Source organism: Halomonas sp. DP5Y7-2 (genome assembly GCF_019802025.1).
GTDB classification, from domain to species: Bacteria; Pseudomonadota; Gammaproteobacteria; order Pseudomonadales; family Halomonadaceae; genus Halomonas; species Halomonas litopenaei_A.
In genome coordinates, this window is the sequence record NZ_JAHVHY010000004.1 from 378552 (window position 1) to 391382 (window position 12831).

13 protein-coding genes are annotated in these 12831 nt (G+C 62.6%); 5 read left to right on the forward strand and 8 right to left on the reverse strand.

Annotation, left to right across the window (positions count from 1 at the left end; genetic code table 11):
* The first annotated feature begins 8 nt into the window (after nucleotides 1–8).
* The 4 genes from KUW18_RS08440 to purU are packed head-to-tail and all read left to right on the forward strand — an operon-like array spanning nucleotide 9 to nucleotide 5164.
* Nucleotides 9–434, forward strand: coding sequence for a sarcosine oxidase subunit delta (locus tag KUW18_RS08440; RefSeq protein ID WP_222561168.1), 426 nt, complete (start codon nucleotides 9–11; stop codon nucleotides 432–434).
* Nucleotides 431–3586, forward strand: a complete 3156-nt coding sequence (locus KUW18_RS08445) for a sarcosine oxidase subunit alpha family protein (RefSeq protein WP_222561169.1) — start codon at nucleotides 431–433, stop codon at nucleotides 3584–3586. The genes KUW18_RS08440 and KUW18_RS08445 overlap by 4 nt, the downstream gene beginning before the upstream one ends.
* Nucleotides 3579–4256, forward strand: a complete 678-nt coding sequence (locus KUW18_RS08450) for a sarcosine oxidase subunit gamma (RefSeq protein WP_224851985.1) — start codon at nucleotides 3579–3581, stop codon at nucleotides 4254–4256. Before KUW18_RS08445 ends, KUW18_RS08450 begins: the two co-directional genes overlap by 8 nt.
* Nucleotides 4253–5164: a formyltetrahydrofolate deformylase gene (gene purU, locus KUW18_RS08455; RefSeq protein WP_222561170.1), complete on the forward strand. Its 912-nt coding sequence runs from the start codon at nucleotides 4253–4255 to the stop codon at nucleotides 5162–5164. Before KUW18_RS08450 ends, purU begins: the two co-directional genes overlap by 4 nt.
* Nucleotides 5165–5175: 11 nt before the next feature.
* On the opposite strand, the gene KUW18_RS08460 is transcribed toward purU, so the two are convergent.
* Nucleotides 5176–5847: a DUF3047 domain-containing protein gene (locus tag KUW18_RS08460; protein ID WP_222561171.1), complete on the reverse strand. Its 672-nt coding sequence runs from the start codon at nucleotides 5845–5847 to the stop codon at nucleotides 5176–5178.
* Between the two features lie 266 nt (nucleotides 5848–6113).
* On the opposite strand from KUW18_RS08460, the gene KUW18_RS08465 reads away from it, so the two are divergent.
* Complete coding sequence (locus KUW18_RS08465; protein WP_222162755.1) at nucleotides 6114–6602, forward strand: DUF302 domain-containing protein; 489 nt, start codon at nucleotides 6114–6116, stop codon at nucleotides 6600–6602.
* 242 nt (nucleotides 6603–6844) lie between these two features.
* On the opposite strand, the gene KUW18_RS08470 is transcribed toward KUW18_RS08465, so the two are convergent.
* The 7 genes from KUW18_RS08470 to KUW18_RS08500 are packed head-to-tail and all read right to left on the reverse strand — an operon-like array spanning nucleotide 6845 to nucleotide 12791.
* Complete coding sequence (locus KUW18_RS08470) at nucleotides 6845–7114, reverse strand: zf-HC2 domain-containing protein (RefSeq protein WP_206941274.1); 270 nt, start codon at nucleotides 7112–7114, stop codon at nucleotides 6845–6847.
* Nucleotides 7111–7692, reverse strand: a complete 582-nt coding sequence (locus tag KUW18_RS08475; RefSeq protein WP_206941272.1) for a sigma-70 family RNA polymerase sigma factor — start codon at nucleotides 7690–7692, stop codon at nucleotides 7111–7113. Before KUW18_RS08475 ends, KUW18_RS08470 begins: the two co-directional genes overlap by 4 nt.
* Nucleotides 7689–8357 carry a TIGR04282 family arsenosugar biosynthesis glycosyltransferase gene (locus KUW18_RS08480; RefSeq protein ID WP_222162757.1) on the reverse strand — a complete coding sequence of 223 codons (669 nt, stop codon included), beginning with the start codon at nucleotides 8355–8357 and terminating at the stop codon, nucleotides 7689–7691. The genes KUW18_RS08475 and KUW18_RS08480 overlap by 4 nt, the downstream gene beginning before the upstream one ends.
* Nucleotides 8347–9054 (reverse strand): TIGR04283 family arsenosugar biosynthesis glycosyltransferase, encoded by a 708-nt coding sequence (locus KUW18_RS08485; RefSeq protein WP_222561172.1) that lies wholly within the window; start codon nucleotides 9052–9054, stop codon nucleotides 8347–8349. Before KUW18_RS08485 ends, KUW18_RS08480 begins: the two co-directional genes overlap by 11 nt.
* A complete protein-coding gene (locus KUW18_RS08490) occupies nucleotides 9041–9760 on the reverse strand; it encodes an ATP-binding cassette domain-containing protein (RefSeq protein WP_206941269.1) in 720 nt (239 codons plus the stop codon). Before KUW18_RS08490 ends, KUW18_RS08485 begins: the two co-directional genes overlap by 14 nt.
* A 24-nt stretch (nucleotides 9761–9784) precedes the next feature.
* Complete coding sequence (locus KUW18_RS08495) at nucleotides 9785–11512, reverse strand: ABC transporter permease (RefSeq protein WP_222561173.1); 1728 nt, start codon at nucleotides 11510–11512, stop codon at nucleotides 9785–9787.
* Nucleotides 11499–12791 (reverse strand): ABC transporter substrate-binding protein, encoded by a 1293-nt coding sequence (locus KUW18_RS08500; protein ID WP_261396481.1) that lies wholly within the window; start codon nucleotides 12789–12791, stop codon nucleotides 11499–11501. Before KUW18_RS08500 ends, KUW18_RS08495 begins: the two co-directional genes overlap by 14 nt.
* Nucleotides 12792–12831 lie beyond the last annotated feature (40 nt).

The window sequence follows — 12831 nt, forward strand, 5'->3', positions numbered from 1 at the left end:
AGGTTTGCATGTTTTACATCCATTGCCCCCACTGCAATGAGTGGCGCGAGGAAGAAGAGTTTCACCCCAAGGGACAGGCCCATATTCAGCGGCCCGAGGATCCTGCCCAGTGCTCGGATGAAGCCTGGGGGGACTATCTGTTCTTTCGTGACAATCCGCGGGGTATTCATCACGAGCTGTGGGTTCATGCGGTCGGCTGTCGCAAGTTCTTCAACATGACGCGCCACACCCAGACCTACGAGATTCTCGAGACCTACCGCATCGGCGAGGCGCCGCGATTCACCCAGGCCAATCCTGACGGCAAGACGGCACCAGCTGACGCCGGTGATGACGGCCATGGCGGCGCGGGCCGTGCCACGTCCCAGCTCTCGTCTCACGCTTCATCCCACGACGCGTCCCACGATTCTTCCTATACCCGGGAGGTGCGCGCATGAGCCAGCTCAACCGCCTCGAGACAGGGGGGCTGATCGATCGCAGCGTCCCCCTGCGTTTTACCTTCAACGGCAAGTCCTACACCGGCTATCAGGGCGATACGCTGGCGTCGGCGCTGCTGGCCAACGGGGTCGATGTCGTCAATCGTAGCTTCAAGTACGCGCGGCCCCGCGGCATCGTTGCGGCTGGAGCCGAGGAGCCCAATGCCGTGGTCCAGCTTGGCCAGCATGAGGCAGAGCAGGTGCCCAATGTGCGGGCTACCCAGCAGGCCTTGTTCGATGGCCTCTACGCTCGCTCCACCAATGGCTGGCCAAGCGTCCAGCGGGACCTGATGGGCATGCTGGGCAAGGTCGGTGGCAAGCTGATGCCCCCTGGCTTCTATTACAAGACATTCATGGCACCGGCCTCGCTGTGGATGATCTATGAACGCTATATCCGCAAGAGTGCGGGCCTGGGGCGTAGCCCCATGGAGGCCGATCCAGACATTTATGACCACATCAACCGTCATTGCGAGGTGCTGGTGATCGGGGCGGGCCCTGCTGGTCTTGCCGCCGCCCTGGAGGCTGCCCGCTCGGGGGCTCGGGTCATCCTGTGTGACGAGCAGGAATCCTTCGGTGGTTCGCTGCTGGATTGCCGTGAGCGACTCAATGATGGCCCGGCCAGCGCCTGGGTCGAGGAGGCCGTGGCAGAGCTCGCCGCCTGTGCTGATGTGACCCTGTTGCCCCGCACCACGGCCAATGGCTACCACGACCATCATTTCGTCACGCTGCATGAGCGGCGCACTGAACATCTTGGGCACTGTGCTCCTCGAATCGAGGGGCGGCGCCAGGCGCGCTCACGCCTGCATCGCGTGCGTGCCGCTCGGGTGGTGCTGGCCACAGGAGCCCACGAACGACCGCTGGTGTATGCCGGTAATGACGTGCCAGGCAATATGCTGTGCTCGGCGGTGTCGACCTATATTCGTCGCTATGGCGTCGTGCCGGGACAGCGCCTGGTGGTGTCTACCAGTAACGATGACGGCTATCGTGCGGTGCTTGACTGGCTCGACGCTGGCCGCGAGGTGGTCGCGGTGGCGGACGCCCGCTCTGCCCCTGACGGCGAGCTGGTCGAGCAGGCCAGAGCACGAGGTGTCCGCATCCTGCCAGGCTCGGCAGTGATCGAGGCACGCGGCGAGCAGCGCGTTGCCTCGGTGCGGGTGGCGGCCATCGATATCGACGGCTTCGGCCTCGCCGGAAGCGCTGAGACCCTGGCCTGCGACACGCTGGCGACGTCCGGCGGATTCAGCCCGGTGATTCACCTGGCGTCGCATACCGGGGCACGGCCGAGCTGGCGCGACGACCTGATCGCCTTCGTGCCCAGCTTGCCCCAGGGCATGCTGGTGGCGGGCAGTGCCGGTGGCACCTTTACCCTGGCGTCCACCCTGGCCGAGGGGCAGGAGGCGGGTCGCCAGGCGGCGGCAGAGGCGAACCTGGATGTCGGCGGTCAGGGTACGACGCTTAATGATACTGACAGTAACGGTACTGACAGCCACAGTTCTGACAACCACAGTTCTGACAGCGACGACACTGACGGCAATGACAGCCACGCTGGCTCGCAAGGCCGGCTTCCCAGAGTGACGGAAGTGCGCCAGGGCGAGGCGGTGGCGCTGTTCCAGGTGCCCCACGATAAACCGACCTTGCGTGCCCCCAAGCAGTTTGTGGATCTGCAGAACGATGTCACCGCTGCCGGCATCGAGCTGGCCACCCGTGAAGGCTTTGAATCCATCGAGCACGTCAAGCGCTATACCGCCATGGGCTTCGGCACCGATCAGGGCAAACTGGGCAACATCAATGGCATGGCCATCGCCGCTCGCTGCCTGGGTCGTTCGATTCCCGAGGTCGGTACCACGGTATTCAGGCCCAACTATACGCCGGTCACTTTCGGCGCGGTGGTGGGGCGCCACTGTGGAGCACTGTTTGATCCTGAGCGCTACAGTGCGCTGCACTCCTGGCACGTGGAGCGAGGGGCCGAGTTCGAGGATGTCGGACAGTGGAAGCGCCCCTGGTACTTTCCACGGCGCCACAATGGCCAGCCTGAAACGATGCATGAGGCGGTGAAGCGTGAATGCCTGGCGGTCCGCGAGGGCGTCGGGATCCTCGATGCCTCGACCCTGGGCAAGATCGACATCCAGGGCCCCGATGCCCGCGAGTTCCTCGGCCGCATCTACACCAACAAGTGGGCCAAGCTGGGCGTGGGCAAGGTGCGTTACGGGCTGATGTGCAAGGACGACGGCATGGTCATGGATGACGGTACGACCAGCTGTCTGGCCGACAACCATTTCCTGATGACCACCACAACCGGCGGTGCCGCTGGCGTTCTCGAATGGTTGGAGCTGTGGCACCAGACCGAGTGGCCGGATCTCGACGTGACCTTCAGCTCGGTTACGGATCACTGGGCGACCATGACCGTGACGGGGCCGAAGGCGCGTGAGCTGATGAGCGAAGTGGTAGAGGATATCGACCTGGATCGCGAGGCGTTCAAGTTCATGGAGTGGCGAGAGGGCCGGGTGGCCAGGGTGCCGGCGCGCATCTTCCGAATCTCCTTCACCGGTGAACTGGCCTTCGAGATCAACGTGCAGGCCCACGCCGCCCTGCATGTGTGGAAGACGCTGTTTGCCCATGGCGAAAAGTATGACCTTACCCCCTACGGTACCGAGACCATGCACGTGCTGCGGGCGGAGAAAGGCTTCATCATCGCCGGCCAGGATACCGATGGCTCGGTGACGCCGGAAGATCTCGGCATGCAGTGGGCGATAGGCTATGACAAGCCGTTCTCCTGGGTCGGACAGCGCGCCCTGAGCCGCACTGATACCGCGCGGCAAGATCGCAAGCAACTGGTAGGGCTGCGCCCCGTCGACCCCGAGGTGGTGCTGGAAGAGGGCGCGCAGATTGTGCTCGACCCCCAGCATCCGGTGCCGATGCCCATGGTGGGCCACGTCACCTCAAGCTACTACAGCCCGACCCTCGAGACCGGCTTCGCCCTGGCGGTGGTCAAGGGAGGTCATCAGCGCCTGGGCGAGACCGTCTATCTTCCCTGTGTGGATGGCAAGACTCACGAGGCGCGCATCGTCTCTACCGTGTTCCTCGATCCGAAGGGAGAGCGCCAGAATGTCTGAAGTGATGCCTACTGTGCATGTCTTTGATGCCTATCCCCACAGCAGATCGGTCATGACGTCTCCGTTGGCCTGGTCCTATCAGCATGTCGGTGTCCCGGCACCATCGACGGCGTCTCGCGTCGTGATGCGAGAACGCCGGCACGACCACCTCATTCTGCGGGGTGGGGCCATCTTGCTGGATGAAGCCGTGCGCAGCGTGCTGGGGCTGGCGCTGCCGGCGCGTCCCCACGAACTGGTGCAGGGTGACGCGGCGTCTTTGCAATGGCTGTCGCCGGATGAATGGCTGGCGATACTGCCCCCGGGTGATGCCCATCGGGTCGAGCTCGGTCTGCGCGCGGTGCTGGGGGATGCCAGCGTCGCCTTCACCGATGTCAGTGCAGGACAGACGGTGATCGCCTTGAGCGGGGATGACGACGCCATGCGCGAGCTACTGATGAAATCGGTCGTCTACGACGTTCACCCGCGTCACTTTCCCCCTGGCAAGGGGGTGACGACGGTGTTCGCCAAGTCCAGCGTGATCCTCAGGCGGCCTGACGACAAAGGCTGGGAGCTGGTGGTTCGGGCGAGCTTCGTCGACTACGTTTATCGGTGGCTGCTGGATGCTGGTGAGGAGTTTGCCATCGGCGTCGAGCGTGACGTCGATGATGCCGTTGATGGGGAGCGTTCATGAGCACTGACCGCCCGACGGGCCTTGCCAACTGGATTCTGACCGCCCAGTGCCCAAGCCGCCTAGGCACCGTGGACGTGGTGACCCGCTTCCTGCGCGAGCAAGGGTGCTATATCACTGAGCAGCAGTCCTTTGATGATGCCAGCTCCAGCCGGTTCTTCATTCGCACCGAGTTTCGCCCCCCGGGTGGGGGCGGGCCATCCAGCACCGGCTCGGCTGACGGGGGCTTTTCGGCCACGGATTTTGAGCAACGTTTTTCCGAGCGTGCCGCCGAGTTTGCCATGACCTTCGAGCTGACGGCCCCTGATCGACTGACGCCGGTGGTCATCATGGTGTCGAAGGCAGATCATTGTCTCAATGACTTGCTCTATCGCTATCGTACCGGACAGCTGCCGGTCGAGATCAAGGCCATCGTGTCCAATCACCCGGACCTCGCGCCCTTGGCCGAATGGCACGGGCTGCCTTACCACCATTGCCCGATCAGCGCGGACACCAAGTCCGAGCAGGAAGCGAAGGTGTGGCAGATTATCGAGGATAGCGGTGCTGAGCTGGTGATCCTGGCGCGTTACATGCAGGTACTGTCCAGCGACATGAGTGAGCGTCTGGCCGGCCGAGCGATCAATATTCATCACTCGCTGTTGCCAGGGTTCAAGGGGGCCAGGCCATATCACCAGGCCTTCGAGAAAGGGGTCAAGCTGGTCGGTGCCACGGCGCACTACATTAATGACGACCTGGATGAGGGGCCGATCATCAGCCAGGGCGTCGAGCCGGTCACCCACGCCGATACAGCGGATGACCTGGTCGCCCGAGGGCGTGACATCGAATGTCTGACGCTCGCACGAGCGGTTGCCCTGCATCTGCAGAGGCGGGTGTTTCTCAACGGCAACCGCACGGTGGTGTTTCAGCGATGATAAATGCTGTTCTACGGACAGCTGGGCGGTGAGGCCGAGGCGCTCATTTCAAGGCCGGTAAACCAGGCGGTGGCATCACCGCCTGCGTTGTCGCCATCGCTCATCAGGGCAAGCCCATCGATACTGTCGGGCTGAGTGCCGAACAGCCTGCGATAGTCGGCGGCCACGTCGCGGACTTCTGCCACCCATTGACCCACCTTCTCGTCACCGCCCTGCAAGGCCAGCAGGATGGCTCTATCGGTAAAGGCATTGGGCCAACTGTTACCACGGGGCTGGTTCGATGACCACACGTAGTTGACCGACTCTACCTGCCAGGGAAGCAGTCCGGTCTTTCTGGCGACATAGACGCGGGCAGGGTAGTCGTCGCCTGCCTTGCTGCGCTCATTGACGTTGGCATAGACCCCCGAGACGCGCCAGCACCAGCGCAGATAAGGTGTCTCCTTCAGGTCGATCTCACGCTCCAGGTACTTGGCCGACGCCTGTCCCTTGGCACGTGCTTCAAGTGCCTGGGTGCCCTCTAGCGCTGTTACGCGATACGACGTCTCGCCTTCGAAGGATCGGGTTGGCCAGGAGAGCAAGACCTGGGGCGAAAAGCTTGCTGCCTGGAGCGTCGAAGCGAACGAGAGGGCGCCACAGGCAGTCAATAGCAGCGTGATAGAGGCACGGCGGTGGGATATAGGCATAGATGGCGGGCTCCATAGCGACGGTAGGGCAAACATGGCTAGCCAAAAGCCTACTTTCTCTGCAGTGTTGGTAGGCTTTGCAGAGTCGGTTGGCACTCCGCGATCCTTACACGACCACGCAGCGTCATTGGCATATGTCGACTTGTCGGGCGGCACTTATTTTGTCCATGCTTACCTCGTCCATGCTTACGTTGATCAAGCTTGCGTCCTCCACGCTGGCAATGGGCAAGCTCACAGTGTCACTCGTTGAACAAGGAAACCATCGTATGAGGCAGCGTCACTACAGCAGGAAGTGGGTCGGGGGCCTGATCATGGGTCTGGTATTGGCCGGATCAGGAAGTGTAGCGGCAGAGTCCCAGATCGATGAGTCGGGTGTGGCCAGCCTGACGTCACAGGACAGCGTAGAAGATGTCGATGCGCGCTTCAGGCAGGGTCTGGAGAAGCGTGGCATGGGCTTGATGGCGATGGTAGACCACCAGGCTAATGCGGAGGGTGTAGGCCTTGAACTGCCGCCGACGCGCACCTACATCTTCGGCAAGCCCGAGGTAGGGACACGCCTGATGCAGTGTCACGGCAGCACGGCACTGGATCTGCCCCAGAAAATGGTGGTTCGCCAGCAGGACGATCACCTGGTGCTCGAGTGGAATGACCCGCATTACCTGGCAAAGCGGCATGGGCTAGGTGACTGTGAACTGCCCATCGACCAGATCGCAGAAGCCTTGTCGGGGCTGGCACAGGAAGCGGCGGGTGACTAGCCAGCAGTCGCCGGCGCGCAGATCCGTGCGGTTGATTGCTGGCGGTACGCGTGATGCGGAATACCGCCGTCAGGCTGTCTCGGTAGCAGGTAGGAGAGATAGCCTGGAGGCGGGGTTCACAAGAGTGTGACAAACGGGGCTGATACCGTAGTCGTCGAAGCTTCTGCTGTAGTTCATTGAAGCTTTCGCTGTAGCCGTCGAAGCTCGAGCGCTACGCGGTCCGCCGGGGGATAGGCTGGCGATTATCCCTGGCGGCGTTCTTCCGCCTGGGCAATCGCTTCCTGAACCTTCTTCATGTCCTCTTCGCTAGCCATGCAGTGGTGTTCAGCCTTGTCAGCTGAGGCCCCCCCATAGGCTCGTCCCGCCTTTCTTAACATCTCGAATTGCTTGTCACATCGACGGCAGACCGAACAGAGCATCAGGTGAAAACGAAGCGAGAGCTTCTCTCGCGTCGTCAGGGGCGCATCCAGCTGCTTCGACATCAGCTTGGTAGCGGCCTTGCACATCATCATGCCGCATCCTCCTTCCAACCTTTTTCAATACAAGCGCGAAGCTTGAGGCGAGCCCGGTGCAGGATCACCCATGCGTTGTTTTCTTTGATGCCCACTTCCTTACAGATATCTTCGGTAGATAGGCCCATTAATTCGCGCAGAGTGAATACCCGTGCCACGTTGTCAGGAAGGCCCAGCATACAGGCGTCAAATACTTTCCAGAAATGCTCGTTCTCGAATGCCTGCTCTGGCGTGTCCCAGGCCTGGGGCTTGGCCTCGTGAGTCCAATGCCCGTCCTGCTGGAACATGCGATCAATGGCATCATCCGTCGTTTCTTCGTCAAAGGGTTCCCAGCGACCGTGACGTTTCTGCTGGCGCATCTGATCCAGCAGCTTGTACTTGAGGATGCCGAAGACCCAGGTCTCGTAGCCGGAGCGTCCTGAAAAGCTGTCGTTTTTCTCGATGGCAGCGATCATCGCTTCCTGCACCGCATCCTCGGCGGCGGCATGGTCGCGCAGGTGCATGCGTGCAAAGGACAGCAAGCGAGGGCGAACCGCGGCAAGCTTCTTGTGTCGGTCAGTGAGTGTGTCTTCGGTCACGGCATAATCTCCAGCGAGAGGGCTTCCATGTCGGCTAGTCGAGCCAGGTCCTGGGGGGTATCCAGATCCCAGACCGTGCTTGGACACTCAAATGTCCAAGAAAGCTCCGCCAGACGTGCACGCGTCTGGGACATGACCCCGGACGTGCCCCAGTCGACTCCCTCAAAGAGCCGTGGGTCATGTCGGCGAACTCCAACCAGAGCATAGCCGCCGTCCTCCGCGGGAAGAAAGACGCTGTCTACCTGTTTGAGTCGTTTCTGACAAGTTTTCAGTAATTTCTTATCCATTAACGGGCAATCTGTGCCGATTAATAGGCTTGGGGCGTCAGTCGCGGCCAGTGCCGCATACATCCTCGCTCCCAGGTCGCCGTCGGGCTGGCGGGCAAGGCGAATACCGTAGCGATCCTGCGCCTGCAAAAAGCAGGGATGTTGATGATCCAGTGCTGTCCATAGGGTAATCCGACTTGCAGAAGTCGCCTCCAGTGCCACTTTCAACGTGTGCTCGATCAATCGATGCTGGAGGCGCGCCGCCCCCTCTGGGCCTAGTGCAGGGATCATGCGTGTCTTGGCCAGTCCTGCCAGTGGGGCCTTGGCCAGAATCGAGATGACAGGCAGGTCGCCATCGGTGGTGCCCGGCCCCTGACAGTGCGCGCTGTCATCGCACATGGTGATACTCCTTGGCGAGATCTACAGCACTGGCGCCACGCCAGTAGCGAAAGCGCAGCCGCCACATCAGCCAGATCGTCGCAGCGATGCCTCTTTTTTCCCAGCGACGTCCATCGGTGGTGGCTTTTAGCCTGAGGCAAGCGGGACGGGAGGAACGCTTGAGTCGCCTGGACATTTCGATGTCTTCCATGAGGGGCTGGTCCGGGAAGCCGCCCAGGTCGACAAAGGTGGCGCGTTGCATGAACAGGGCCTGATCTCCGGTGGCGATGCCCGTCAGTCGTGAGCGCAGGTTCATGCAGGCGGCCACTATCGGCAGCATCGGCGAGTGGCCGCGTATGCGAACGTCAAAGCGTCCCCAGGCACGGGCTTCAACGGCCTTCAACACCGCTGGCATGGCGTCGGGCGGCAATTGAGTGTCCGCGTGGAGAAACAGAAGTACCGACGAGCGAGCCGAGGCGGCGCCTGCATTCATCTGCCGGGCTCGCCCCGCAGCGGCGGAGATCACCCGGTCTGCCTGTGATGTCGCCAGCGCACAGGTGCCATCGCTGCTGCCACCATCGACGACGATGATCTCGGCCCCTGCGCGGCGCCAGCCATCCAGTCGGTCAAGGCTAGCGGTGATGATGTTGGCCTCATTCAGGGTGGGGATGATGACGGTGAGTTGCGGCATCGTGGCAAGTGCCTCAGCGTCGGGCATGCTGTGCGCTCCGCCATGTGCTGGTGGTCTGTCCCGTGCTGGCACTCGACAGCTCAATGATCGGTCCTGCGGCGGCCTCGGCGTCGGCCCGGTCGTGGGTGACCAGCAGTGCAGGCAGTCCGTATTCCCGTATGCGGCCAAAGACCAGTTCGCGCATCTCCTGGCGCAGGGTGGCATCCAGCTTCGAGAATGGCTCGTCCAGTAGCATGGCCTGGGGGCGCGACAGCAGCGTACGCATCAGGGCGACGCGAGCACGCTGGCCCCCCGAGAGGGTGGCGGGGTCGCGCTCGCCGAAACCTTCCAGGCCGATGTCCGACAGGGCTTGATCGATGACTTCTCGGCGCTGGCGGCGATGTCGAGACGGAGGCATGCCAAAGGCGAGATTGCCAGCAACGCTAAGGTGGGGAAAGAGCAGGGCATCCTGAAACAGCAAGCCAAGTCGACGAGCGGACGTCGGCAGTGACGTGATCGACTGATCTCCCAGGCGAACGTCCCCGCTGGCGTGAAAGGCCGGAGCGAGGAAGCCCGCGGCAAACGCCAGCAGGGTGGACTTTCCCACACCAGAAGGCCCCATCACGCTGACGACCTCTCCGGCGTCGATGCGTGCCGACAGAGAGACGAGCGGTGTCTCCTGCAGGCTGATGCTGACGCCGTCAAAGATCAACGGGCGGCGCGACGTACCAGCGGTGTCTCGTAGTTCGGGCATAGCGGTCTCGCGGGTTGTGTGGAGTCAGGTCAACAGGGCTCGCCGCCGTCGATGCAACAGACGAGGCAGGCCAATGGCCAAGGCAAAGCCAATGGCGGGTAGTGCCAATTGAGCCAGGGCATAGATAGCGGTCAGCCGGCGGTCGCCGCCGGACGCCAGAGAAACCGCCTCCGTGGTCAGCGTGGTCAGTCTGCCCGCGCCCAACAGCAAGGTCGGCAGGTACTGGCCGATGCTGACGGCCAGACCCACCGCCATGGCGGTCGCCATCGGCGCGAGCAGCAGGGGCAAGCGTACCCTCAGGAAGATGCTGGCGTGGCTCTTGCCAAGGCTGGCAGCGACCTGGCTCCAGCGGGGATCCAGGCGGCGGTAGCTCTCGGCCAGGGACAGAAACACATATGGCAATACGAACAGGCTGTGGCCGACCACGACCAGGAAAAATCCTGGCATCAGAAACAGCTGAGCCTGAAGCTGAACGAGGCCGTAGAGAAAGGCCACGGGCGGCACCAGCAGTGGCAGGTAGAGCACCAGGGTGGCGCCCTTGCCCATGCTGCGCTGATGCAGGGATTCGCTTTCGAGGCAGCCAACGACCAGTATCGTCGACAGTAGGGTTGCAGCCACTGCCAGGGCCAGCGTAGTACCTGCAGCGGGCAGGAGTCCCGGCAGTGCAGCGCGCCAGTTGGCCAGGGTCAGCGGGGTTGGCCAGCTGGCAGGAAACGGCCAGTAGGCGGCCAGAGACCACAGCACCAGCCCCAGCAAGCTGGCACACAGCAGGCCCGCGCTGAGCCAGGTCAGTCCACCGCCCAGCACCACTCCCAAACGCTGGCCAAGGTGGCGCTGACCATCGGTCAAGCAGGGTGTGGCCAGCAGGCGAATAGCGTGCTCGATGCACCACCATATGCCGAGCGCCATCAGCGTGACCGCCAGCTGGGTGAGCGCTGCCGCCGATGCCATGAAACGCATGGAAAGGTCCGGGTCCCCTAGCCAGCGCACAACGCTGACGGCCAGGGGCGGAGGAGTCGAAGGGCCCAGAATCATGGCGACATCGACGTTGGACGAAGCAAAGGCGATCACCGCATAGACCGGCAACCGGATCAATGGATACAGGCTCGGCAAGACGCCCTTGAGAAAGGCGGTGACGGGAGAGTAGCCCAGTGACAGGGCCAGATGGCGGCGGTGATGGGCCTGGCATTGAGGCAACGCCGCCAGGCTCATCAGCAGCAGGAAGGGGACTTCCTTGACCACCAGCCCAGCGATCAGGGCAATGCCGTGAGGATCACCGGGGAACAGGTAGTCCGGCGGTACCTGTTGACCGCTCAGACCGGGCGAAACGAGCCGCATGGCCAGTCCCGATGGGGCGAGCAGAAAGGCCAGGCCAATGGCCGCTGCCGCGTGAGGCACGGCCAGCAGTGGTGATAGCAGGCGCTTGAGCCAGACAAATGCCGCGCTGTCGGCGAAGGCCCCGAGAAACAGGATGACGATGACCAGCGCCACCGCCGTGCTAATCAAGCCCGTGGAAAGGCTCATCGTGATCATCTCGCCCAGGCCTGGGGTGTGCCACAGCGCGACCCAAGGCGCCAGGCTGAGGCTTTCCCCGCCCAGCGCAGGCAGCCAGCCAAAGGCTGGCGCCGTGACGCCAGCAACGCCCACCATGACCGGCACGACAAGCAGTAACACGGTGAGCAAAGGCGCCCAGCGTGTCAATCTCACAAACCAGGTGTCGGCGGCCAGGATACGCTGGTCAACGCGTGCCATATCGCTCCAGCCAGCCGGCCTCGACGGCTTCCATCCAGCTCGGATGGGGTTCAGGCAAGGTGTTTTGCAGCTCGGCAACGGGCAGGCGCGCAGGCTGGTCATCCATGGGCGTCAGGGCATCCCGCTGGTTGCTGTCCAGGCGCTCGAGGTCGAGGACCGTGGGGTCGCCCCACACATCCAGCTGTTGCTTGCGCGCCTGAGCTTCCGGGGACAGCAGGAAGTTGGCGGTGACCATGGCGCCGGCCACATGGCTGGCGTTGAACGGAATCGTCACGAAATGAACGTTGCCAATGGTGCCCCCTTCCAGCACGTAGCTGCGGATCGAAGGGGGCAGCTGGTAGGAGCTGACCGCCGCCGCGGGTTCCGCCGGGTTGAAGGTGAACGCCAGTGACAGCTCGCCATCACCCATCAGGCTGCGCATGGCAGGCCCGGAGGCGGGGAAGTCACGTCCCTGACGCCACAGCTGCGGGTGCAAGGCATCGAGATAGTCCCACAGTGGCGTCATGACCGCCTCGGCATCAACCTCGCTGGCTGGACGGGAGAGCACGGCGGGATCGTCGACCAATGCGAGAAGCGCCTGCTTGAGGAACGTGGAGCCATGGAAATCCGGGACCAGCGGATAGGTGAAGCGGCCTGGATGTTGATGACTCCATTGCAGCAGTGCATCAAGAGACTGCGGGGGGGAGTCGACACGGTCACTGTCGTAGTAGAACGTCAGTTGTGCTTTTCCCCAAGGCGACTCGTAGCCGTCAGTCGGCACGGTGAAATCCGTGGTCATTTCGGGATTCGCTTCGGGGGAGGTCAGCGCAAAGTTGGGCAGGCGCTGGGCAAATTGGCCCAGCAGTAGCCCATTTTCCTTCATGGCAGAAAAGTTCTCGCCATTGATCCAGATGAGGTCAATGGCTCCCTGGTCAACGTTGCCTGCGGACTTTTCCGCCAACACGCGGGATACGGCGGCGGCAGTGTCCTCCAGCTTGACGTGCACCAGCTCCACGTCGTATCGCTGATCGAGTTGACCTGCCACCCAATCGAGATAGCCATTGACGTTGGGATCGCCTCCCCAGGCGTTGAAGTAGACGGTCTGACCCTCAGCCTGCTGCTCGACGTCGCTCCAGTCTTGCTGGAGCAGCGGGTGGGGTGGCGGTGAGCTCTGGGCAAGAGTGCCTGGTGCTTGAGTCTCTTGGGCCAGAGTGGCCTGGACCGGAGCCAGCGCCAGCATGGTGACGGCGAGTCGACGGACAACGGCGGATAGGGGTGTGCGTGACGCAAAGCGGGTCATGATCGCATCCTTGTGCAATGAGCGGGCGAAAACGCTGGAG

Coding starts and splice junctions, on each gene's coding strand:
- KUW18_RS08465 (WP_222162755.1), top strand. CDS start 6,114: ATGAGGCAGCGTCACTACAGCAGGAAGTGGGTCGGGGGCCTGATCATG.
- KUW18_RS08445 (WP_222561169.1), top strand. CDS start 431: ATGAGCCAGCTCAACCGCCTCGAGACAGGGGGGCTGATCGATCGCAGC.
- KUW18_RS08490 (WP_206941269.1), bottom strand. CDS start 9,760: ATGCCCGAACTACGAGACACCGCTGGTACGTCGCGCCGCCCGTTGATC.
- purU (WP_222561170.1), top strand. CDS start 4,253: ATGAGCACTGACCGCCCGACGGGCCTTGCCAACTGGATTCTGACCGCC.
- KUW18_RS08485 (WP_222561172.1), bottom strand. CDS start 9,054: ATGCCCGACGCTGAGGCACTTGCCACGATGCCGCAACTCACCGTCATC.
- KUW18_RS08495 (WP_222561173.1), bottom strand. CDS start 11,512: ATGGCACGCGTTGACCAGCGTATCCTGGCCGCCGACACCTGGTTTGTG.
- KUW18_RS08450 (WP_224851985.1), top strand. CDS start 3,579: ATGTCTGAAGTGATGCCTACTGTGCATGTCTTTGATGCCTATCCCCAC.
- KUW18_RS08460 (WP_222561171.1), bottom strand. CDS start 5,847: ATGCCTATATCCCACCGCCGTGCCTCTATCACGCTGCTATTGACTGCC.
- KUW18_RS08480 (WP_222162757.1), bottom strand. CDS start 8,357: ATGTGCGATGACAGCGCGCACTGTCAGGGGCCGGGCACCACCGATGGC.
- KUW18_RS08500 (WP_261396481.1), bottom strand. CDS start 12,791: ATGACCCGCTTTGCGTCACGCACACCCCTATCCGCCGTTGTCCGTCGA.
- KUW18_RS08440 (WP_222561168.1), top strand. CDS start 9: ATGTTTTACATCCATTGCCCCCACTGCAATGAGTGGCGCGAGGAAGAA.
- KUW18_RS08470 (WP_206941274.1), bottom strand. CDS start 7,114: ATGATGATGTGCAAGGCCGCTACCAAGCTGATGTCGAAGCAGCTGGAT.